Raw genomic sequence first — 21,602 nt, forward strand, 5'->3', positions numbered from 1 at the left:
GATTGGAGCGGAAGGCGCGCGACCTCCTTCGGGACTAGCGGCGTCTAGTTGCAGCGCCCAGCCCCTCAGGGTCAAATAACCCGCATCGCATAAAAGGAAAGACCGCCTTTTTTTCGATGCGGAACATTTGCCTGTCGAGTCTGATCAGGGCGCTTCCACTTTTTATACAGGCGAAGCCGAGGAGGCCGGGCGCCCGCCCCGCGGAGTCGTGCGCCTGGAGCGGAAATCCATTACTTTTAGAACAACCACAGTCTTTGGGAAAACAGCCTTAAAAAAAGAATCAATAAACCGTAGCTTCAGGCTCCGTTCCCAGCATTTCAACTATGTTATTTTTTCATCCATGATGGCCACTTTCGGCACGTGGGTATGGGCCTGTTCATCCGGAACAAGCTTATACGAAATGACAATAATGACGTCACCAGGCTGTACAAGACGTGCGGCCGCACCATTCAGACAGAATACACCGCTTCCGCGTTCTCCCGGAATGATGTAAGTTTCCAGTCTTGCACCATTATTATTATTGACGATTTGAACCTTTTCATTTGGAAGCATGCCAACATTGTCGAGGATATCCTGGTCAATCGTAATGCTGCCCACATAATTCAAGTTCGCTTCTGTCACTGTCGCTCTATGGATTTTTCCGCTCATCATCGTTCTAAACATGGTGTATCTCCTCCTGTGCCTCTTTGATGATTATATTATCAATCAGCCGGGCTTTATCAAATTTCACTGCTAAGGCTATTATGACCTCTCCCTGAAGTTTATCCAAGGTTGTTAATTCAGGATAAGAATAGATTTCGATATAATCAATGATTCCACTGGTTTCTGCGCTGATTCTATCACGGATAAAGGAAATAATCCGACCTGGATCTGCTTCACCTTCCTTGATCAACCTTTCTGCATCATTCAGGCTTCTGTTTAAAACCGGAGCTTCCATTCTTTCCTGTTCGGATAGGTAAACGTTCCTGGAACTCTTGGCAAGGCCGTCTTTCTCCCTGACCGTTGGAACACGGACGATATTCACAGGAAAATTCAGATCCTTAACAAGACCTTCAATAACAGCTACCTGCTGTGCATCCTTTAACCCGAAATAGGCATTATCAGGTCCGACGATATTAAATAACTTCGACACCACGGTGACAACACCGTCAAAATGGCCTTCCCTCTTGCTTCCGCATAAAACATCGGTCCGCTCGGTGACATGCATCTTAACTGAAGTGCCTGAGTACATTTCTTCCGCCTCCGGTAGAAACAGGATATCGACTCCTGCCGATTGGGCGAGCTCCGCATCTCTTTCCGGGTTGCGGGGATAGCTTTCAAAATCTTCATTTGGTCCGAACTGCAGGGGGTTGACAAAGATACTCATGACGACAATATCGTTTTCCTCCCTGGCCTGCTGCGCCAAGGTAAGATGGCCTTCATGCAGAAAGCCCATTGTCGGCACGAAACCTATTGTTTTTCCTCTGCGTTTTTCATTCATTAAAAACTCCTGCAGGGAAGGAATCGAGGTGTATTTTATCATGTTAATTCTTTCCTCCATATAAGGATTGCAATTCTTCTTCTTTCATTGTGAAAGTGTGGCCGACTTCGGGAAACCGGCCGTCTTTCACCTCATTATGGTAAGTCCGTAGACCGGCAGCAGCCGCTTCGTTAAAATCTGCATATTTCTTCACGAATTTCGGTATTCTTTCAACACCATAGGTCATGATGTCATGAAATACCAAGACCTGGCCGTCTGTTTCACTTCCGGCACCAATGCCGATCACCGGGATCTTGATGCTTTTCGTCACTTCAGCTGCCAGCTGGCGGGGGATACATTCAACGACAAGTGCAAACGCACCGGCTTCTTCGCACCTTTTTGCTTCTTCTATAAGTTTTTCGGCTGCTTCTGCCGTTTTCCCCTGAACTTTGTATCCGCCAAGAACACCAACTGACTGCGGAGTTAGTCCAAGGTGGGCGACAACGGGAATGCCAGCTGTTGTGAGGTCGGCAATTGTATCAATTACAGCCCCCCCGCCTTCAACCTTCACAGCATGGGCACCGCTTTTTTGAACAATTTCCATTGCCGCTTGCAGGGTATCTCGTTTGGAAAGGTGATAGGTCATAAAAGGCATATCAGTCACCACAAAAGTATCAGGTGCTCCTCTTCTTACCGCCTTGGTATGATGAATCATATCCTCAAGAGTCACAGCAACCGTTGAGCCATAGCCCAATACGACCATCCCCAGGGAATCTCCTACCAACAACATATCGATGCCGGCTTTCTCGGAAAGCTTTGCTGAAGGATAGTCATAAGCGGTCACCATTGATATTTTTTCATCTTCACTTTTCATTTTGATAAAATCGGATGTGCTCTTCATTTTTAGTTCCTCCTTTTTTATCAGAGGCGGCGAAACATCTAGTATATTGGCTGCTTTTGCAAACTCCATCCGCTGAGAATGGGCTGCTGCAAAAGAACCTGACAAAAAGGGATCCTTCCGCAAATAAAGGCAGAAGGATCCCGTTAAGTTCAATTTAAAGTTTCGACCCTCCGTCCCTGTCCAAATGGATCAAGGCAGATATAAGTTGATGTATTCAGTTTTTGAGATACGGTGCAGTTCACTGAGGATACTGCCCTTCAATAAAAGATTATAACAAAAGAAACAGGATTTCAATAGAAAAAAAGACTGAGAGAAAACGTTTTCATATTAATCCAGTTCAATATCTGCTGAGTAAACTTCGTGAATGGCTCCCTCGGCGTCTTCAATTCTCAGCACGCCATCTTCATTGATGCCCAGGGCTTTTCCTTTAATACTGCCTGTGATGGTTCTCGCCGTAATTTGTCTTCCGATACTGATGGCATAGCTTTCCCAGAGCAGCTTGATCGGGGTGAAGCCTTTTTCCATGTATAAATCATAATACAATTCGAGTTTCTCGAGCACTTTTTGGATTAGTTTTGCCCTCGATATCTTTTCTTCTTTCTCCAAGGACAAAGAGGTGGCAATGGCTTGCAGTTCTTCAGGGAAATCTTCCCTCTTCTGATTTACGTTCATCCCGATCCCGATAATAATGGAATTGATTTTATCCGCCTCTGCCTGAAGCTCTGTCAATATTCCAGTAACCTTTTTGCCGTTAAGTAAAATATCATTCGGCCACTTAATTTCTGGACTTAGGCCGCATACCTCTTCGATTGCCTGCACGACCGCTACCGCTGCAATCAGAGTGAATTGCGGGGCTCTTTGTGGAGGCAGCTGGGGTTTCAAGATGATGCTCATCCAGATTCCGGTTCCTTTCGGAGAGTGCCAGCTTCTCAGGAGCCTTCCTCTTCCCTCTGTCTGCTCATCAGCTATTACAGTGGTTCCTTCCACACTTCCTTCTTGCGCAAGAGCATGGGCGATTTTTTGTGTGGATGGTACAGATTCCATATATTCAATCACTCTTCCAATTGCTCTTGTCCTCAGACCTAAATATACTTCTTCCGCACTTACCCTGTCAGGAGCTTTCAAAATTCTGTACCCCTTTTTCTTCACAGCTTCAAATTCAAAGCCTTCTTTTCTAAGCTCTTCGATATGTTTCCATACGGCTGTTCGAGAGCAGCCTGCTATATCTGCCAGGGCTTGTCCGGAAAGAAACTCTCCATCTGCCATTCTGAAAGCTTCCATTAATTTTTTCTTATTGGTGATTGCAAAGCCCTAACCACTCCCTTATGCTTGAATTTTGATTGGGTATTTCCCCTTCTATGACAGCTCTTTCCGTTTTTTCAATTATGTCTTTTATCCATGGGCCGCCTGTTTTTCCCGTCCACTTCATCAGGTCATTTCCGGACAGTTCCAGCTCAGCACGGCTTTTAATCGGCAAAGCATCATGCAAATCCTTTAAGCAGCTTTCATCTGTTTTTCCATCTGAAGTATTCAGCACCTGGTATACTCTTTCAACATCAACCGCCATCGAAACCCCTGCATGATAAAGTCTGTAAGAATCCCATTCACTTTCCTTCCTCTCACAAAGAAAAGCTATTGCTTTGGTTATGTATTTCATTTTCTTTGCAGGAAGTCTCCATGGATCTAAAAAGCCGGATCGCGGTTTAGTTAGGTAATTGAGCAGCAGCCACATTTGTTCATTGCTCAGGTGGTCAATAGGCAAGGCGGCAGCAGACATTACTACTTCCTCTTTCAATTCAGGAAGATACTCATAGAGCTTTGTTTCTTCCAGGATATTAAATGAAGAACGTTTATATGGGGCACTTACTAACTTTTCGAATTCAGCAGATATTCTTTCAACAGCAATATACTTAAGAGTATTTCTGTTGTTCTCTATGCTTTTAATGGTTTCGGTTTCAATTTTAAAATTGAGCTGAGACATAAAGCGGACGGCCCTCATCATTCTAAGGGCATCCTCTTTGAATCGTTCATCTGCATCACCTACCGTACGGATCACCTTTTCCTTAAGATCTTCCCTTCCACGAAAAGGATCATGAATTTCTCCCGTGCTGTCCATCGCCATCGCATTGATGGTAAAATCCCGTCTTTGAAGATCTTCTTTTAACGAGGTGATGAATGTAACCGATTCCGGTCTTCGATGATCCTTGTAGTTATCTTCACTTCTGAAGGTTGTGATTTCATAAGGAATTTTGTTATAGACCGCCACTACTGTTCCGTGTTCAATCCCAACATCAATCGTTTTGGGGAAAACTTCCTTAACTTGTTCAGGGAGGGCCGAAGTGGCAATATCAATATCATTTGTCGTTCTGTTCAAAAGCAGATCTCTTACAGAACCGCCGACAAAATAAGCCTGATACCCGGCTTCTTCCAATTTCTTCAGTACAGGCAAAGCACGCTGGAATATGGAAGGGAGCACCTTCATCACCTACCCTTTACGAGAAGCTTTCTGTATATTTGTTCATACTGATCCACTATTTTGCTCCAATGAAATTTTGTCCTGGCCGTCTCTGTGGCATTCTCTGATAGTTCCTGATAGAGCTTTTCCGAAGAAAGCAATGATACCGCCTTCTCCGAAACAGAATCAACAGCCCCGAGGGGACAAATATATCCATTGACTCCGTCTTCAATCACTTCAGGTATTCCACCGATATCAGTCCCTATACATGGAACTCCGCACGCCATCGCTTCAAGAGCTACAAGTCCGAAACTTTCCTTTTCAGAAAGGAGGAGCATGAGGTCGCTCAGTGAATAAAGTTCTTCAAGGCTATCCTGCTTACCAAGGAAAAGAACCTTCTCTTTCAGCCCAAGTTCTCTTACCAGTTGACAGATGACAGTCATTTCCGGCCCGTCTCCTACCAGCATAAGTTTGGCCGGGATTTGATCTGCAATCCTGCTGAAAGCCTGAACAACATCTTCCACCCTTTTGACTGCCCTGAAATTCGATACATGGATGACGACCTTCTCTTCGGGGCGCAAACCATATTCTTTTTTCAAATGATTCGAGTCCACCTTGCGATAAACACGCTCATCAATAAAGTTGTAAACTGTCTCAATGTCTTTCTCTGGTTTAATAAGACTGTACGTCTGGTCTACAAGGGCATGGGATACTGCTGTAACATGGTCAGAATGTTCAATTCCAAACCGGATGGCTTCCGTTAACGACGGGTCATATCCCAGGACGGTGATATCCGTTCCATGCAGCGTTGTGACGATTTTCAATTCCGTGCCTGCCATTTGTTTTGCCAGGATGGCACAAACAGCATGAGGCACAGCATAATGAACATGCAGTATGTCGAGGTTTTCCCTTTTGGCCACCACTGCCATCTTATTAGCCAAAGCTATGTCATATGGAGCATGTTGAAAAACCGAATACTGGCTCACCTCTACCTGGTGATAATAAATATTTGGGTACATCCTGTTCAGCCTGAACGGTACACTGGAGGTGATAAAATGAATCTCATGCCCTCTCTCCGCAAGCAGTTTTCCAAGTTCAGTCGCTACTACCCCGGACCCCCAACCGTCGGATAGCAAGTGATCCCGATTTTTAATTTCATAAACTACTCTCCTAATAAGTCCTTGTCGACAATCAAAGTGGTGTGGGTCATAAATCCTTCCGCAAATGAAAGACCGGCTGTTTTGCCCATCATTCTTTCCCTTGCCTCGATCGATTCAAGGTACCCTTCAGTCAAAGGAGTAGAAACACTTCCCGATGAACTGACGAATTGGCTTTGATATGCTTCCAAGCTTTTTATTTTGGTCTCTATGTATGGTTCTATATCCACAACAAAATCAGGTTTGTGAAACCCGTTAATCATATAAAAATATAAAGATAAAGGTTTATGCGATTCTCCTTCTCCATACTTTTTTATTCCCGCGGAAAAAAAAGCTTCTTTCACCAGCGAGGATGCATTTCCATGATCCGGGTGCCTGTCGACTTCATAAGGCGCAAACACAATTTTGGGTTTGTAGAGTCTGATGACACGTACTATCTCATCAATGTAATTTTTCATCAAGTAAAGTCCCCTGTCAGGAAGGCCAAGGTTTATCCTTTCCGTTACACCTAATAGAGAGGCGGCTTCTTCAGCTTCTTCCTCCCTTGACACAGGAGTGCCGTTTGAAGACAGTTCTGCTTTAGTCAGGTCACAGATCACTACTGTTTTTCCCGCTGCCGCATACTTGGCTAGCGTGCCGCCCATCCCGATTTCTACATCGTCTGAATGTGCACCGAATGCCAGGATATCAATTTCCATTACCGTCATTCTCCCCTTGCTCTTTGGAGATCTCGCGCCAATGGATATCACCGCGCTGCAGTCCTCTTATAATAATTTCAGCAGTACCCATATTGGTTGCCAGAGGGACAGAATAAACATCACATAAACGAATGAGGGCAGAAACATCCGGCTCATGCGGCTGCGCTGTCAATGGGTCCCTGAAAAAGATGACTATGTCCATTTTATCGTTTGCGATGAATGAACCAATTTCCTGATCGCCGCCCAGAGGACCTGACTTAAACCTGTGAAGGTCGAGACCCGTCTCTTCATTGATTCTTGAACCTGTTGTCCCTGTTGCATACAAGTTGTGCTTTTGAAACGTATCTTTATAGGCCAATACAAAACGAATTAAATTATCTTTCTTCTTATCATGCGCTATTAAAGCAATATTCAAAACAATCACTCCTTGACTCGAAGTGAAGCCCTCTGCGAAAAAGTTATCCTCATACCTATACGCAGGGAAGCCCCCTGTTTAATCCAGTATATTTTCCAGTCCATAAATCAATGTATCAATTTTCATAACCGTTTCTACGCATACCTTAACTCCTGACATAAAGGAAGTCCGATTATATGAATCATGTCGGATTGTCAAGCTCTGCCCTTCAGCACCGAACATCACTTGCTGGTGAGCAATAAGACCCGGCAGACGGACACTATGGATATGCATGCCATCGTAGTCTGCTCCTCTTGCGCCTTTTATCGTTTCTTTTTCATCAGGGTGTCCCTGTTCCTTGGATTCTCTTTGAGAAGCAATCATTTCTGCTGTTTTTACAGCCGTTCCGGAAGGAGCATCGAGCTTTTGATCATGGTGCAGTTCTATAATTTCCACATCTTGAAAATACTTAGCGGCCATTTGGGAGAACTTCATCATCAACACTGCCCCGACTGCAAAATTTGGGGCAATGATACATCCCAGTTTTCTTTCCCGGGCTAGATCTGTCAATTCAGCCAGTTGATCCGAAGAAAATCCTGTTGTTCCAACAACTGGCCTTACTCCATACTCCAAGGCTGTTTTTGTATGGAGATACCCGGTCTCAGGGGTCGTCAAATCAATCAGTACATGGGGAGCCTCGGTATCAAAGCATTCTTTAATGTCTGTATAGACTGGTACATCAGCCCCTGAAAAACCTTCTAATTCATGCAGCCGTTTGCCATCATATTTATGATCCAACACACTAATCAATTGAAAGTTTTCAGTGCTTTCTACCATTTTGACTGCTTCCCTGCCCATTCTTCCTCTGGGACCCGCTATCGCAACTTTAATCGGTGCCATTGATTTCTTCCTCCTCTATGCGTGTCCATCGGTCTTTATCTCTTGTTTGGAACTTATGCATAACTGAATTATGTGCTTTTTCGAGGTCAAGCCCCAATGAATTGGCCAAGCATGTAACAACAAAAAGAATATCGCCAAGTTCGTCTTCTATGGTATTATCTTTTTCAGTACTTTTTTCGGTTTTTCTCCGTGGTAATGGTTAACCTCTCTGGCCAATTCACCCATTTCTTCCGTCAATCTGGCCATCATAGCCAGCGGGCTGAAGTACCCCTCTTTAAATTGTCCTATGTATGTATCTACTTCTGCCTGCATTTCCTTGATTGTTTTATTTTCTCCCATACTAACACCTCGCTGATTTCTTCTATTTATGTTAGCTAAATAATTGATTTTTGACAAATAATTAAACCAGATGGTTATATACCAAGGAAGTTCCCGGCCAGCTCAGAATATTACATTCAAGCTCTTCGCTTATTCTACTTAAAGCAGCATGTTTCGATCACATAAAACACTAAAAATGTCTTAGAATAAACCCTTTATTGATAGTTTACATCTCTTCCTATATAATTGCTCTGTTATAAGAAAAGAATACGGCGGCTGTTTCCACGAAGCCATCATCATTTTGTATGTATGGGGGTAATTTGGCAAAGATTTTTGCCGATCGGACCCACTGCCGGATTCATTAACAAATACGTCTTTAAATCTTATACTCTAACTTACCAACGATTGGAGGAACAATCATGTTACTCGGACTGCGAGTCAAAAACACACTTTTCATCATTCTCGGATCAGCCATCTTCGCCTTTGGACTTGTCCATTTCAACATGCAGAATGAGCTGGCAGAAGGTGGTTTTACAGGTATTACGTTATTATTATACTTTCTTGCAGGCATTGACCCTTCTTATTCTAACCTTGCATTGAATATTCCCATTTTTTTATTGGATGGAAGTTTTTAGGAAGGCGTGCTTTTTTCTATACTATTATCGGTACGATAAGCCTTTCTGTGTTTCTGTGGATATTTCAGAGATATCAAATGGTAATACCATTAGAAGGCGATTTATTCCTCGCGGCACTTTTTGCCGGAGCTTTCCTCGGTGTGGGACTGGGGATTATCTTCAGGTACGGCGGAACAACCGGCGGAGTGGACATCATCGCAAGGCTCGTACATAAATATGTAGGCTGGAGCATGGGTAAAACAATGTTTATCTTTGATGCGCTTGTTATAGGGGTTTCCCTTCTTACATACTTGGGCTACAGAGAAGCGATGTACACCCTTGTGGCGGTATTTGTGGGGGCACGAGTGATTGATTTCATGCAGGAAGGCGCCTATGCTGCCAGAGGGGCCATGATCATTTCCGACAAATATGAAGAAATTGCGGACACTATTAATGAAAAAATGGATCGTGGAGTTACCGTTCTCAAAGGACACGGCTCGTTTACAAAAGAAAACCGCAATGTACTGTATTGTGTTGTTGGAAAAAATGAAATTGTACGTTTGAAAAATATCATCAGCTTTGTCGATCCCCATGCCTTTGTTTCTGTAACAGTGGTTCACGATGTATTAGGCGAGGGTTTCACTCTGGATGAGAACAAACATCCCCTTGAGGACTAAAAATAATAAAAAGTGCTTCCCATTCCCGGGAAGCACTTTTCTAACAGTTAGGCCGTTTCAGTTGAGATACCGCCGAACAGACCAGTCCGCCTTATATCAATCTTCTCCTTGCATACCAGTGTAAATTAAAAGGAGACGAAGCAATTCGATAATCGCAACAGCTGCAGCAGCAACATAAGTCAACGCGGCCGCATTTAGCACTTTCTTGGCATGGCGCTCTTCTTCATTACGGATCAATCCCAGCGAGACAATTTGATTCATTGCCCGGGAAGATGCATTGAACTCCACCGGCAGCGTAATCAATTGAAAGAGAACCCCTGCGGCCATCAGGACAATACCCAGCAAAAGCATACCAGAGAGTCCACTGAAGATCCCTATCATAATGAATACCCATGACATATTTGAACCTATATTTGCTACCGGAACCAGCGCATGCCTGAATCGGAGAAAAGCGTAGCTCTCGCTGTCCTGAATCGCATGTCCCACTTCATGGGCAGCAACTGCCGCACCGGCAACTGAATGGCCATGGTAGTTATCAGGTGATAGTGCAACGGTTTTATTTAGAGGGTTGTAATGGTCGCTTAAAAATCCGCGTCCTTCAACCACTTTTACATCATACAAACCATTTTCATTCAGGATACGGCGTGCCATTTCCGCTCCTGTCATTCCTGAAGTGGTGGCAACCCTGGAATATTTCTTGAATGTTTTTTTCACATTCATACTTGCCAATATCGGTATAAGCGAAATCAAAATGAAATAAAGGATTATTCCTCCCATTTCAAACCTCCATCTAGATGTAGTTACTAAAATTTTATCCACTGTTGGAATGGTTGTCAATCCTTTTGCCTTTCAGACCTGGTTTGTTCAGATTCTCCTTTGTATTTTCTCCATCCAACATAAGATAATGTAAGGATAATAATGCTTCCTGTCGTAGTAATCATCCACCAGAGTGAAGGATCAGCTTCATCTTCAGTAAGCCCATCGAATAAATCTTCCAAATCATCTTCAAGTGTATTCAATTCATTAAGTGTTTCGACACTATTTCCACTCTCACTTCTGTAGCGGTCAATGAATGTTATCCTTGAATCGAGCTCCTGTACTTTTTCAACCGGGATATCCAATTTGATGCTGGGCTGGATGATGCTGTATTTAGTCAAAAACTGATTAAGGGTCGAATGATATTCCTGGGCATCTCCCTCATTTGCGGCAGTTTGCACCTGCTGGAAAGCTGACATGATCGGCTTTTCCATTTCAGTCCACATTGGCTGATGCTGGGAAGATATCGCATCGACGACCAGCCTGAAGGTGATCACAGAATCAATCCTCTGTTCCATGGATTCAGAAGTACCGGCAAGAGATTGCAAAGCCCCTTCATGAGCAACGGTGAGAATCCTCAATTCATCCATCGAAAAGGATCGATTTCTTGCATTTGCTTCGGAAAACTTGTCCGAAAAATATTGTAAAAGCTGTTTCGCTTCATCGAACCTGCCCGATTTTGTCATCTGCAAGGCCTCATCCGCGATATTATCCAGCTCTTTAAAAGAAGTCTCTTCAGCTGATGACTGTACGGGAATGCAAATCACCAAAAGGATAAGCGCTATAAAAACCGATCGGAATAACTTCATACTTGTCCCCCCTCAAACTACTACTAAATTGTATGAAGGGGAGGACAAGAGTAGACCTGAAAATTCTATCGTCCCGGCTGAATCTCACGTCTTTCCAATTTTTTTGTGAAAAAATAGCACAAAAATATGGAAAATAAACTCAGCCAGAAAGTGAAATAACCTATTTCGCTAATATAAAGATGAAGCTGTGAATAGATCGGGTACTGCATGAATACATAATCGATTATATCATTGTGCAGCGTCCATACCGCGGCCGCAATAATATGCCAAGTTTTCACCCGATAGTAAGGAGAGTAAAGGATTCCCTGGACTGCCATGGCAAAATGAGACCCTATCAACATATATCCTTCCCACGGCAGATAACCAGTAACCCCGAGAGTCAGCAAATTCATGACCACTGCCCATATTCCATATTTGAATAAAGTGATGATCGCTAAAGCTTCCATTAATGGCCAATTTCTGCCCATTAAAAGTGCAGCAATTACAAAGCAAAAGAAGAGACTCGCTGTAGGACTGTCAGGAACAAAAACCCAAAAATGCGGAGCCGTTTTTTCTAACTGAGGCAGATACCATATGTAGCCGTAAATTGTGCCCAGAATATTGACAGCAAGCAGCAGGGCGAGAAATGACTTGTGTGTTAAGTAGGAATATAGTCGAATCATGCTATCTCCTTTTCATATCCATTATTACAAATTATCTTATGTATTTAATTATAGTAAAAAGCAAAAGGTTTTTCACCTTATGCTTCTCATTATCCAAAGGCTGTTTTCACCTATATTGTTCCTTACGAAAAAAGCCTATTCAAAAAAAGATCCGGCATACGCCGGATCCACATCTTTTATTCACTTTCTAGTCCAGCGATAAATGCTGCAAGCGTTTCAAGTTCTTCGTCAGTACCTTCAAACAGACCAGCAGGCATTCCCGGCGGCTTACCGTTCACTGCAATATCAGCGATTTCTTCTTCGCTAAGCTCGAGGTTAGCTAATGAAGGGGCAGTAGAACCACCCTGAAGCGTATCACCGTGACAGTTGATACAACCGTTTTCCTGATAGATTTGATATCCTTCAGATTCCGTGTCAACTTCCACTTCCGCAACGATTTGACCCTGCTTTTTAGCTGCTTCCCAATCGTGGTTGACGACCGATTCCCAAGTAAGGAATATAGTAGCTGCAAGAGCCAAAAGCATGAAGCCTGTAGCAAATGGGCGTTTAACCGGACGGCGTTCAGGTCCACGGTCGATAAATGGAGCCAGAAGAAGAGCTCCAAAGGCAATTCCTGGAATGACAAATGCACCGATAACATTATATGGACCTGATGCATAAGTATACTTCAGCAATTGATAAAGAAATAAGAAATACCAGTCTGGTAATGGAATATATCCCGCATCCGTTGGATCGGCAATACGTTCTAACGGCGATGGGTGAGCGACCGTCAAACAAAGATAACCGATTAAGAATACCGCTCCGACCAACCATTCCTTCAACAAGAAGTTGGGCCAGAAGGCTTCTGTTTTCCCAGGGAACTCGGAATAATCTTTCGGAATATTAGGCTTACGTTCTGCAGGCACACGAGAGTCGCCTACGAACTTCATCCCTTTTCCTCTATGCATAGTGTCCCCTCCTTTTTAGTTAACCTATTGAACATTATTTTTTACAATGGGCCTGAAATTCCTTGTTTACGGATCATCAGGAAGTGGGCTCCCATTAATCCAAGCAATGCTGCCGGAAGGAAGAACACATGGATGGCAAAGAATCGAGTAAGAGTCTGAGCTCCTACAATCGAGGCGTCACCGGCAAGAAGAATCTTAACCTGTTCACCAATAAACGGAGTTGCTGCCGCAATTTCCAAGCCAACTTTAGTCGCAAATAGCGCTTTCATATCCCATGGCAGTAAGTATCCTGTGAAACCAAGACCAAGCATTACGAAGAAGATAAGAACTCCTACAACCCAGTTCAGTTCACGAGGTTTCTTGTATGCTCCTTGGAAAAAGACGCGCAGAGTATGTAAAAACATCATTACAATAACTAAACTCGCTCCCCAGTGGTGCATACCCCGGACGATTTGTCCGAAAGCTACTTCGTTTTGAAGATAATAAACAGATTGCCAAGCATTTTGAATATCCGGAACATAGTACATAGTCAGGAACATTCCAGACAAGATTTGAATGACTGTCACGAAGAAAGTCAATCCGCCAAAGCAGTAAACAAATGCAGAGAAATGATGTGCAGGGTTAACATGCTCAGGTACTTCGTGATCAGCGATATCGCGCCATAAAGGCGTAATGTCCAAACGCTCATCAACCCAATCATACATTTTGTTAAGCACGGATTACGCCTCCTTTACTAGATTATTTGCTTCCGGTTTTCCAAGGTACAGAATACCGTCTTTAACTTGTGTTGGATATACATCCAACGGTGATACCGGCGGTGTTCCAGGAACATTATTCCCGTTTTTCTTGTAAAGACCGCCATGGCATGGGCAGTAGAACATGTTTTCATTGTTCTTGTCGCCATTCCAGTTAACTGTACATCCCAAGTGTTTACAAACAGGTGAAAGTGCCACGATTTCATCATTTTCGTTTTTGTAAACCCAAGCCGTCTGAGTAACATCAGAAGTGTACCACGCATCGACTTGCTCGTAGCTGTAATCCACACGCACAGGTTCTGTTGTTATTTCATCAACTCTTTGCTTCGTTGCAATGAAATCTCCTCCTGCTTGAGCTTTCAAAACAGGATCCACTGCAAATCGAACCATTGGCATCAACATTCCAGCAGCCATGAAACCGCCTACACCAGTAAGCGTATAATTAAGGAATTGACGTCTAGATACACGTTGTTTGCTCATCCTTATCCCCCCTCTATCGTAAGGTCAGTCCGATGGACATTTTTCGCACAAATATAAAACTAGGACATAATAATGATATATTAATCTCTCTACCAGGTCAATAACTCAGTCCTTTAAAATGATGTCAACAATGTGACTTTTTTATATTCAAGCTTCTGTCTGCCATTTTTTCACGATGACATTCAGCAGCTGTTTGACCTGATCTTCCATGATGGAATGCTTATATTTCTCATCCATGTTATCAAGCGGGATCGAAGGGAGCCACATAAGGCTTCGTTCAAGTTCATCACTCGCAAATCTCCAATCGCTGTCGGAAGTCAGAAAAAAACATATTGAAAGCCGGAATCTCCCATGGCCGCCTTCCATCCCCGCAGCCTCTTTTCAGCAGCTCCTTTTTCTTCTGATTTCAGGTATGTAAATGCAGGGAACAGCATCAGCCTGCCTTTGAATTGATGCTCCAGATGCATGGATAGTAGAGAAATGAACTCTCCTTGTGCCGCAGATGTCTTCATCTCCTCTTCAAAACCCAGCGGAAGAAGCGGGATAATCGCTGTATCGATATATTTTTTCTCTTTCATATAGGTTTCTACTTCTTTTCCATTCCAATTCACTATACAACACCTCTTATTTGTCCTTCTTGCGGAATATGATATCACTTTAGGGAGGACATTGAAAGGTAAACGATGCATGGGAAGCGAGGGAATGTAAGAACTAATGGGGAATTCTTGAGTAATCATTAAAATGAGTCGGAAGAAAATAAAAACGCAAAAATGATTCCTTTTACTGTACTTAAACGGAAATATGAGACCGTCGATTAAATAGTGATTTTTCTTCACCAATCCTTTGTTCACAGGCTTTTTAGAGTTTTTTCACAATCAACGGGAATTTCCATCCGTTTATTTACAAATTTTAGTTAATATTATAGTTTATCTAACTTTCTATGCCTTTCTTCTGTCCAGATTTTCCTAATTTGGGCAGACGGGTGCCTTAACCCGATTTTCACATTTTTTATAACGATATAACGGCTTGATGGGGTGGGCTAATTCCTTGACCATAATCTTTAAATTGATGAGCATTGCCGTCAATTTGGATGCAATCCTTAATGACTCCCGCCCTCTTGTTCTTGGCTTCCGGAGACCATGGTGGTTGGCAGCTTCATGGTTCGTTCTTTCTACATCGTACCTGTCCCTTAATGCCCGCTTCCCTGCTTCTGTCATATTATAAGATTTCCCTTGTTCCATGATGTCATGATAATCACTGATAAAGATGGTCCGGCCTTTTTCATTGGTCGTACATTTTTCAAACATCGGACAATTTTTACAGAGATCCCCATCAAATTTGAATTGATGCCCTTGGCTCTTGTTGTTTCGTACTTTTTTTGAGGTCCAGTTGCCCTGCGGGCAGGTTACTGTATCCGATTCCGCATCATAAATAAAACATTTGTTTTCTAAAAGTCCCGTGGGATTTGAGCTTCTTTGTACGGGAGCACACAGTAAAATCTTCATATCTGTTATTTTTTTGCGATTTTCACCTGTGCCATAAGCCGTATCACCGATGACTTGTGCTGGGGCTGCCTTGTGACGGTTAATGATATTCTCCACCATGGGGACAAGGCGATCCCCATCCCACTCGTTGCCGGGAATGGGTTCCGCATCCAAGACCAATCCATACTCCCTTGATTCTAGGATTTGGATTTTATCTCCGGTAAACTTCATTGATTTCGTCTTATGTCCACTGCGGATTTCCGGGTCATAAGCACTTCTGATGCGATTTTGAGGTTTTTCCTTTTTGGATAATTCCTGATAGAGAAGGGGTTCCTCGTCAGTTCCTTCGGGATTAGCCGGTTTCGTGTTCTCCTGTAAAATTTGATATAGAACTGCTTGAAGCTCTAAGCATTTCAATTGTTGTCTGTCTTTCTCCCATGTCCAGAATAATGGTTTCGCCCTGTCACTTTCGAGCCAATGCAATAAGCTGTATGCTTCCACTACAAGCCGGCTGAATATGACCAGGCGGTCTTCTTCTGGTGCTTTATCGGAGAGTCGTTTCTCAAAGTTTGTTAGGGGACAGTCCTGTAAAAGTTGGGCATATAACTTTAGATGTGACCGCTTAATGTGCTGGATAAGCTGAAGCATTCCCTGTTGGATTAGTCGGTATGCCCCCACCTTGGCGATATTAGCGAAGGTATGAAAAGAATCGATGAGCCACCGGTCTTCTTCTTTGCCCCACAGCCCTTTCGCCAGGGCCTGGGAAAGAATATGATGAAGGCATGCATCAAAAAGGTCGGAACCCATGCGGCCCCTGTCCATTCCCAAAGTACTATGGTCAAAGCCGTTGAAGGCAACGGGCACTCCCAGAAAGCTTTTTAAATGTAGATGGTAAAGGATGGCCTCTTCCATTTCGCGGTCGGAGTAGTTATGATAGCGCTGAACTAAATGAACTTTCAGTTTTAGGGACGGGGCATAAGGACGCTGCCCCTTTGAGGAATACAATGGGGCGCAGAGTTTATCAGCGAAGGAAAAGTCAATCACTTTTTCTACTCGACTCCAGAAAGGATGGGAAGGAACCGAAGAGAAGACTTCATAATCCGAAAGGGTTAACTGGCCAAAAGATTTATATTGAACGTGCGCCATCACAATCACTCCATATACAAGTTATATCTCAATTTTACCGAATAGATGGAATGAAGTGATAATAAAAAGAAGAATTCTAACAAAGTTTGTGAAAATGGGGTTTTTCTTGAATTAATCGACGGTCTCAATATTCCGCTTATATACCCCAAATCGATATCGGCTCCACAGCTTAACCGGAAAAATTACGCTTATTTTAGATATAATTGGTGACTCAATGAATGTTTGTTCCATCCCACAGGATAAACCTCATTCTATGATGGAAGGGAAATGCCGGATAACCAACTTTGCCTCATCTTGAAGTGAGGATTCCTGGCCCTGGCTATATACCCTCTGGAACCCCCGGCATAGCCAGAGGTTTTCAAGACCATAAAAAAAGCTGACAACCCTGTTGGATTGTCAGCTTAGAACTATACCAGCAAATTCTTTAATTTCGAAGTCAATTCCCTGAACTTCTCTTTATCATTTCTATCCAAAGCATCATCAATGGCATCGAGGATCTTCTGTCTCTGATAGGTTTCAATACTTATTTTCAAGAACTGCTCGGCTATAATCCGGTCTTTCTCATTAATTAACAAATACTTTGGCATGAACGGATTTTCTTCACGGACCGCGGCATATTGGTAGGAAGCATTGGCCTTGCTGAAGTTTAGTTGAATATAGATATCCTCATCTTTATTCAGCCTGATATCATGAAATGATTTTTCAGCATCCGTCGTCATAATATTTTCTTTATAAAACCTGAACGGTACTTCTTCTACACAATGGGTGGACATGATCAACCCTCTTGGACAGTATTGTGCTTCTTCGACAAAATGAACTTTTTTCATTAGCTGGTCATGGCTCATAAGGTAATTAAGAATCCAGACACATTCACGTCTCTTCAGCTGATAACGATTTAAAAACCACCGGATGAAATCCTTTTTCTCGTTGACAGATACAGGGGTCTTCATTCATTTCCCTCCTCTGCATGTTATGTCCTGCAGCGATACAGGCAGTCAATCTTCCAACCTTTCGATCATCATTGCCCACTCTTCGTTGGTTGGGTCTTTCTTTAACAGTTCATTAAATACTTCTCGAGCCTCATCGCGTTTTCCTTCTTCAATAAGGAAATATCCATATTCCTGAAGAAATTCTGGATGTTCTTTAAAGAAAGTATATGCAAGACGGTATTGTTTTAATGCTTCTTTATAATCTTCTGTTTTTTCAAAAGCAACCGCCGCGTCCCAATGAAGCTGGGGTTCTTCTTCACCTTCACTCTCCATCAATTTAATGATTTCCAGGATATCGTCATATCTTTCCTGTTGGAGAAAGAGTTTGTTCAAAGTGAGGGCGGCTTCCATATAGCCCTGGTCAAGAGCAAGAGATTCACGGATGAATTGCTCTGCTTCCTTTTCAAGGCCGAGCTTCAAGGAAATTTTACCTCCATGGAAAAGGAGCTCCTTGTTGAACTCATCATGGGTGATTCCCTCTTTCACTGTTTCCAGACTCTTCTCGAGTTCCTCTTCATGCTCATAGGCCTTAGACAGGAGCAGGTAAAGTGAACTATAGCCAGGATCCAGTGCTTTAACAGACTCCAGTTTTTCTATCGCCTTCGTATAGTACCCCGCTTGATAAGCTGTGAAGGCATAGCCGAACAGCGTATTGATTTCCAAATGCTCATCAAGAGCCTTCTCGTAATGGTCCAGGGCCTGCTCGAAGTCACCGCCGGCACTGAGGGCCTCACCCATCCTCTGATGGACATCCACTCCGCCAACATTTGTCTTTTGAGCTTTAAGGACATTTTCGTAAGAACGGATCGCTTCAAGAAATTTCCCTATTTCAAGATAGAGTTCACCAAGCGCAAAATCAATAACTGGTTCTTCTGAGAGTATCTTCTTGGCTTGAAGCAGCTTCTGTTCACTCACCTCAAAAAGGCCCTGCATTTGATAGAGGTCTGCCTGTAGTAATAACGCCCTGGGATAATCCGGGTCCTCTTCATCCATTTCTGACAGCAGTTCCAAGGCACCTTCCTCATCATCCATCTCAACGAGGACTTCTGCCAGGGTCACTATCAGTTCGCCTTCTCCAGGGTATTTAGTCAAAAGCTGTTCGAGCAATTCTTTTGTCTCTTCCAAAAAACCCAAGTGATAGAGGTTTTCCGCAAGTGTAAACTTCTCTTCATCTGTACCTAGATTCTTCACCCGCTTGAAATGTTTTGCGGCGTTGTCAAGATCTCCCTGTTCGAGTGATGTTATCATTTCTTCTGCATAGTTCATAATAAAAAATTCCTTTCTTCTACAGGTACTTTATAGAAGGGCTGTTCAGAAATTATATCAAGAGATGATCATATTAAATAGCCGGGATTTTTAATCATCAATTCTTCCCCGATTCCAGGCTGAAAGAAGCATCTTCCATTAGACATAAGTACTTTACCCTTGTTTACTGTAAGAATTAACATATGATTATCATAAAGAAATGATTGGCAATGGGCAACTATTTCAGAAGCTGGGCTTTCATATAGGTTATAACTAATTTCTCCGCCTACCATGAAATTCCCTTTAAGAGGATAGATGCCAATTTTTTTCAAAAACTGCAGAGGCAGCGGTCTTTTGATTGATAATGGTGACTGAATATGCGGAATCAGTTCGTCTCGTAAGATTTCCTGCCACGCATTCAACAATTTCTCCCTTCTCCTTTTGTCGATTTCTGGTGAAATAAGAGGACAAAAAACCAATGGGTAACCATATAAAGCCTCCCTTACCCATCCCCACGCTATGTTCCTGAGCTCTTCTTCTGATGAGAATTCAATAAATACCGCAGGAATCTTGTTCCGTTTCAGCTGCCTGATCAAGTCAGGTGCCACCAGCTTGGCTTTGCACCGAAGTACCAGCACATAATCAATCGGGCTGCTCAGCAGTGAAGTTCTCGTGCGTCTTAAGTTCAATTCAAATTGCGACTGAAAATCTATAGAAAATGACGTGATAAGGGTTGTACATCCCTTCATCAAGAATTCAGTTGTAAAATAAGATTTGAAATGGTGGAATTCCAAAAAATCAGGAAGTTCAAGATCTGCCATAACGTGGACAGGCGACATTAGGAAAGGGGAAACATTCATCCGCGGAAAAGTATAGCGTTTAAAATTCGAATTAATAGAACGAATAGTATTGTCTTCAACGAGCATTGTGATATCTCTTCTCCGGTCGTATTCGATGCAGGGGACATTATCTATTATATAGGCCATTGTCAGCTCTCCCTTCTTCTCTTAAGACAAGCTATGAGAAAAAGAGCAAAGTAATGACAATTAAATTACCCGCACTCTCTATTAACCTCTTAGGATTTGCTGCTAGTTTTACTACAGCAAATTTCGCTTTATAGCACAGCCTCAACATACAGAAGCGACCTCATTCAAGCCGGCCGTTCCATTTACCCGGAAAGGTATCTGCAAAAATCCGGGAATACTTACTATTGTCTCTGAGAACCAGCTTCAAATACTTTACCAATCAGGAGACGCCTCCAATTGTCTCTCAAAGCCCCTATTAACAATAGATAGTGACCTGTCATTTCAACTTCCCTTGCCAATTATGCTGAAAAAGGCGCCACCGTTCTATAAAAGAACAGAAGCACCTTTTAGAGTCGAACTTAAGTAGTGGATAATGATGCCAGATCCGAATAAAAGGACGGGAAAGAGATATTGACAGCATCCGCATTCTTCAGGGTAACTTCTTCTTTACTGAGGAGAGCTGCAACAGCCAGCGTCATGCCTATTCTGTGATCCCCCAAAGAGTCTACTGTTCCCCCATGCAGACTGGTTTTGCCATTGATGATCATGCCATCCTCCGTGCTTTCAATATCCGCTCCAAGAACCTTCAGTTGGGAAACTACGGCATCAATCCTGTTAGTTTCTTTCACTTTCAGTTCTTCAGCGTCTTTGATTACTGTACGCCCTTCTGCTTGTGTTGCCAGCAAAGCGATAACTGGAAGCTCATCTATCAATGCCGGAATGATTTCTCCCCCTATCTCGATCGCCTTAAGATGAGACGCTTGTATCGAAATTGATCCCCTTGCTTCAAAATCGCTGCTATCCTCCGATTTGACCACATTAATATCCGCACCCATTTTTTCTAATACTGTAATGATGCCTGTTCTTGTCGGATTAAGGCCAACATCTGAAAGAACCAATGAACTTCCAGGCACAATGGCAGCTGCCACAAGGAAAAAGGCTGCGGAAGAAATGTCTCCAGGGACTTCAACTTCTGTTCCTTTGAATTCCTGTCCCCCGCTGACTTTAATCAAACCATTCTCATTGCTGATATTCCCTCCGAATTTTTTTATCATCGTTTCCGTATGATTCCGTGTGGAAAGCGGCTCCTTGATGTAAGAGACACCTTCTGCTTGAAGAGCGGCAAAGATCATCGCTGATTTGACCTGCGCACTGGCGACTGTCAGATTATAGTCAACAGGAGACAGCTTTCGGCCCCTGATTGATAAAGGAGTGAATTCTCCATTTCTCCTGCCGGCTATGTCAGCACCGAAAAGGCCCAATGGACCAGTGACTCGTTTCATTGGCCTCTTGGCGATTGATTCATCCCCGACCAGAACAGAATGAAACGGTCTCCCCGCCAATATTCCAGCCATCAGGCGGGCGGTAGTCCCCGAATTTCCAACATCAAGAATGGTCTCCGGTTCTTGAATCCCTTCCCAGCCTTTTCCATGGACGGTCACCTTGTCACCCTCTTCGGTGATTTCCACACCCAATTGTTTAAAGCAGGTCATCGTACTTATGCAGTCTTCTGCTCTTAAAAAATTTTGTATGACTGTGGTGCCGCTGGCGATTGCTCCGAACATGATGGAACGATGGGAAATTGATTTATCACCAGGAACTTTCATTTTTCCTTTAATTCCATTGCTCATAAAAGCTAGCTTTCTTGAGGTTTCCATAGCAGCCTCCTTT

Annotated in this window: 18 protein-coding genes and 5 pseudogenes; 1 reads left to right on the plus strand and 22 read right to left on the minus strand. The window is 43.2% G+C overall.

Features of this window, described 5'->3' with window-relative positions:
* Positions 1-280: 280 nt before the first annotated feature.
* The 10 genes and pseudogenes from panD to B9Z54_RS12040 all read right to left on the minus strand — a co-directional run bounded on the left by panD (position 281) and on the right by B9Z54_RS12040 (position 8,303).
* Positions 281-663, minus strand: a pseudogene (gene panD, locus B9Z54_RS11995) (aspartate 1-decarboxylase).
* Positions 656-1,522, minus strand: a complete 867-nt coding sequence (gene panC / locus B9Z54_RS12000) for a pantoate--beta-alanine ligase (RefSeq protein ID WP_113928629.1) — start codon at positions 1,520-1,522, stop codon at positions 656-658. Before panC ends, panD begins: the two are co-directional and overlap by 8 nt.
* Position 1,523: 1 nt before the next feature.
* On the minus strand, positions 1,524-2,360 hold the full coding sequence (gene panB, locus B9Z54_RS12005; RefSeq protein WP_113928728.1) for a 3-methyl-2-oxobutanoate hydroxymethyltransferase: 837 nt from the start codon (positions 2,358-2,360) through the stop codon (positions 1,524-1,526).
* A gap of 327 nt (positions 2,361-2,687) precedes the next feature.
* Positions 2,688-3,641: a biotin--[acetyl-CoA-carboxylase] ligase gene (locus B9Z54_RS12010; protein WP_113928630.1), complete on the minus strand. Its 954-nt coding sequence runs from the start codon at positions 3,639-3,641 to the stop codon at positions 2,688-2,690.
* Between the two features lie 10 nt (positions 3,642-3,651).
* A complete protein-coding gene (locus tag B9Z54_RS12015; RefSeq protein ID WP_113928631.1) occupies positions 3,652-4,842 on the minus strand; it encodes a CCA tRNA nucleotidyltransferase in 1,191 nt (396 codons plus the stop codon).
* Positions 4,842-5,974: pseudogene (gene bshA, locus B9Z54_RS12020) on the minus strand (N-acetyl-alpha-D-glucosaminyl L-malate synthase BshA). Before bshA ends, B9Z54_RS12015 begins: the two are co-directional and overlap by 1 nt.
* Positions 5,975-5,977: 3 nt before the next feature.
* Positions 5,978-6,670: a bacillithiol biosynthesis deacetylase BshB1 gene (bshB1, locus tag B9Z54_RS12025; protein WP_113928632.1), complete on the minus strand. Its 693-nt coding sequence runs from the start codon at positions 6,668-6,670 to the stop codon at positions 5,978-5,980.
* Positions 6,660-7,085, minus strand: a complete 426-nt coding sequence (mgsA, locus tag B9Z54_RS12030) for a methylglyoxal synthase (RefSeq protein WP_113928633.1) — start codon at positions 7,083-7,085, stop codon at positions 6,660-6,662. Before mgsA ends, bshB1 begins: the two co-directional genes overlap by 11 nt.
* A gap of 78 nt (positions 7,086-7,163) precedes the next feature.
* On the minus strand, positions 7,164-7,964 hold the full coding sequence (gene dapB, locus B9Z54_RS12035; protein WP_113928634.1) for a 4-hydroxy-tetrahydrodipicolinate reductase: 801 nt from the start codon (positions 7,962-7,964) through the stop codon (positions 7,164-7,166).
* Positions 7,951-8,303 (minus strand): annotated as a pseudogene (locus tag B9Z54_RS12040) (nucleotide pyrophosphohydrolase). The gene dapB and the pseudogene B9Z54_RS12040 overlap by 14 nt, the downstream one beginning before the upstream one ends.
* A 398-nt stretch (positions 8,304-8,701) precedes the next feature.
* Between B9Z54_RS12040 and B9Z54_RS12045 the strand changes: the two are divergent.
* Positions 8,702-9,573, plus strand: a pseudogene (locus B9Z54_RS12045) (YitT family protein).
* Positions 9,574-9,669: 96 nt separating this feature from the next.
* On the opposite strand, the gene B9Z54_RS12050 reads toward B9Z54_RS12045, so the two are convergent.
* The 12 genes and pseudogenes from B9Z54_RS12050 to aroA form a co-directional block, all read right to left on the minus strand.
* The gene (locus tag B9Z54_RS12050) at positions 9,670-10,350 is read right to left on the minus strand and encodes a zinc metallopeptidase (RefSeq protein ID WP_113928635.1); all 681 of its coding nucleotides are present in this window, start codon (positions 10,348-10,350) and stop codon (positions 9,670-9,672) included.
* Between the two features lie 56 nt (positions 10,351-10,406).
* Positions 10,407-11,198, minus strand: coding sequence for a sporulation protein YpjB (ypjB, locus tag B9Z54_RS12055; RefSeq protein ID WP_113928636.1), 792 nt, complete (start codon positions 11,196-11,198; stop codon positions 10,407-10,409).
* A gap of 65 nt (positions 11,199-11,263) precedes the next feature.
* Complete coding sequence (lhaT, locus tag B9Z54_RS12060) at positions 11,264-11,860, minus strand: lipoprotein heptaprenylglyceryl N-acetyltransferase LhaT (RefSeq protein WP_113928637.1); 597 nt, start codon at positions 11,858-11,860, stop codon at positions 11,264-11,266.
* A gap of 176 nt (positions 11,861-12,036) precedes the next feature.
* Positions 12,037-12,807: a menaquinol-cytochrome c reductase cytochrome b/c subunit gene (locus B9Z54_RS12065; RefSeq protein ID WP_113928638.1), complete on the minus strand. Its 771-nt coding sequence runs from the start codon at positions 12,805-12,807 to the stop codon at positions 12,037-12,039.
* Positions 12,808-12,848: 41 nt separating this feature from the next.
* On the minus strand, positions 12,849-13,523 hold the full coding sequence (qcrB, locus tag B9Z54_RS12070) for a menaquinol-cytochrome c reductase cytochrome b subunit (RefSeq protein WP_113928639.1): 675 nt from the start codon (positions 13,521-13,523) through the stop codon (positions 12,849-12,851).
* Between the two features lie 3 nt (positions 13,524-13,526).
* The gene (locus B9Z54_RS12075; RefSeq protein WP_113928640.1) at positions 13,527-14,042 is read right to left on the minus strand and encodes a QcrA and Rieske domain-containing protein; all 516 of its coding nucleotides are present in this window, start codon (positions 14,040-14,042) and stop codon (positions 13,527-13,529) included.
* 147 nt (positions 14,043-14,189) lie between these two features.
* Positions 14,190-14,779: pseudogene (locus B9Z54_RS26685) on the minus strand (YpiF family protein).
* Positions 14,780-15,007: 228 nt separating this feature from the next.
* The gene (locus B9Z54_RS12085) at positions 15,008-16,672 is read right to left on the minus strand and encodes a transposase (protein ID WP_113928641.1); all 1,665 of its coding nucleotides are present in this window, start codon (positions 16,670-16,672) and stop codon (positions 15,008-15,010) included.
* A 407-nt stretch (positions 16,673-17,079) separates the two neighbouring features.
* The gene (locus B9Z54_RS12090; protein WP_113928642.1) at positions 17,080-17,622 is read right to left on the minus strand and encodes a ReoY family proteolytic degradation factor; all 543 of its coding nucleotides are present in this window, start codon (positions 17,620-17,622) and stop codon (positions 17,080-17,082) included.
* A 45-nt stretch (positions 17,623-17,667) separates the two neighbouring features.
* A complete protein-coding gene (locus tag B9Z54_RS12095) occupies positions 17,668-18,927 on the minus strand; it encodes a tetratricopeptide repeat protein (protein WP_113928643.1) in 1,260 nt (419 codons plus the stop codon).
* A 68-nt stretch (positions 18,928-18,995) separates the two neighbouring features.
* Positions 18,996-19,892 carry a hypothetical protein gene (locus tag B9Z54_RS12100; protein WP_113928644.1) on the minus strand — a complete coding sequence of 299 codons (897 nt, stop codon included), beginning with the start codon at positions 19,890-19,892 and terminating at the stop codon, positions 18,996-18,998.
* 398 nt (positions 19,893-20,290) lie between these two features.
* Complete coding sequence (gene aroA / locus B9Z54_RS12105; RefSeq protein ID WP_240189903.1) at positions 20,291-21,562, minus strand: 3-phosphoshikimate 1-carboxyvinyltransferase; 1,272 nt, start codon at positions 21,560-21,562, stop codon at positions 20,291-20,293.
* Positions 21,563-21,602: the final 40 nt, after the last annotated feature.

Source organism: Bacillus sp. P14.5 (assembly GCF_003316765.1).
In the GTDB taxonomy this organism is placed as follows: Bacteria; Bacillota; Bacilli; order Bacillales; family Bacillaceae_B; genus Rossellomorea.

Excerpts from the sequence above, each read along its gene's own strand:
- aroA (WP_240189903.1), bottom strand. The coding sequence starts at position 21,562 with ATGAGCAATGGAATTAAAGGAAAAATGAAAGTTCCTGGTGATAAATCA.
- B9Z54_RS12095 (WP_113928643.1), bottom strand. The coding sequence starts at position 18,927 with ATGAACTATGCAGAAGAAATGATAACATCACTCGAACAGGGAGATCTT.
- B9Z54_RS12075 (WP_113928640.1), bottom strand. The coding sequence starts at position 14,042 with ATGAGCAAACAACGTGTATCTAGACGTCAATTCCTTAATTATACGCTT.
- B9Z54_RS12010 (WP_113928630.1), bottom strand. The coding sequence starts at position 3,641 with ATGGAAGCTTTCAGAATGGCAGATGGAGAGTTTCTTTCCGGACAAGCC.
- B9Z54_RS12065 (WP_113928638.1), bottom strand. The coding sequence starts at position 12,807 with ATGCATAGAGGAAAAGGGATGAAGTTCGTAGGCGACTCTCGTGTGCCT.
- B9Z54_RS12090 (WP_113928642.1), bottom strand. The coding sequence starts at position 17,622 with ATGAAGACCCCTGTATCTGTCAACGAGAAAAAGGATTTCATCCGGTGG.
- B9Z54_RS12015 (WP_113928631.1), bottom strand. The coding sequence starts at position 4,842 with ATGAAGGTGCTCCCTTCCATATTCCAGCGTGCTTTGCCTGTACTGAAG.
- panC (WP_113928629.1), bottom strand. The coding sequence starts at position 1,522 with ATGATAAAATACACCTCGATTCCTTCCCTGCAGGAGTTTTTAATGAAT.
- B9Z54_RS12050 (WP_113928635.1), bottom strand. The coding sequence starts at position 10,350 with ATGGGAGGAATAATCCTTTATTTCATTTTGATTTCGCTTATACCGATA.
- dapB (WP_113928634.1), bottom strand. The coding sequence starts at position 7,964 with ATGGCACCGATTAAAGTTGCGATAGCGGGTCCCAGAGGAAGAATGGGC.
- panB (WP_113928728.1), bottom strand. The coding sequence starts at position 2,360 with ATGAAGAGCACATCCGATTTTATCAAAATGAAAAGTGAAGATGAAAAA.
- B9Z54_RS12085 (WP_113928641.1), bottom strand. The coding sequence starts at position 16,672 with ATGGCGCACGTTCAATATAAATCTTTTGGCCAGTTAACCCTTTCGGAT.
- ypjB (WP_113928636.1), bottom strand. The coding sequence starts at position 11,198 with ATGAAGTTATTCCGATCGGTTTTTATAGCGCTTATCCTTTTGGTGATT.
- B9Z54_RS12100 (WP_113928644.1), bottom strand. The coding sequence starts at position 19,892 with ATGGCCTATATAATAGATAATGTCCCCTGCATCGAATACGACCGGAGA.
- lhaT (WP_113928637.1), bottom strand. The coding sequence starts at position 11,860 with ATGATTCGACTATATTCCTACTTAACACACAAGTCATTTCTCGCCCTG.
- bshB1 (WP_113928632.1), bottom strand. The coding sequence starts at position 6,670 with ATGGAAATTGATATCCTGGCATTCGGTGCACATTCAGACGATGTAGAA.